General features: G+C 56.5%; 1 protein-coding gene. It reads left to right on the top strand.

From position 1 onward, the window contains the following. Positions 1–237: hypothetical protein (locus tag ACTHR7_RS10930; protein WP_440370821.1), on the top strand; the 237-nt coding region annotated here is incomplete at both ends.

The raw sequence follows: 237 nt of genomic DNA, 5'->3' as shown, positions 1-237 counted from the left end.
GCGCCGGTTCGAGCAAAGTGACCGTTACCGCCGCTGAAAAGGCCGACAACGTGACCGACTACAGCATCGACTTGGCGGATAACACCAAAGCCGAAATCCAAAAAGGTGTGGATGCCCAAACCACCGTTGACACTAAAGGCCTGACCTTTAGCGGCGACAACGGCAGCACCAATATCGAAAAACTCGGCTCCACCGTGACCGTTACCGGCGACGACAACATCACCACCGAAGCCCGAG

The organism is Neisseria sp. P0007.S010, assembly GCF_051962875.1.
GTDB lineage: Bacteria > Pseudomonadota > Gammaproteobacteria > Burkholderiales > Neisseriaceae > Neisseria > Neisseria subflava_A.
This window is presented reverse-complemented; position numbering and strand designations above follow the sequence as displayed.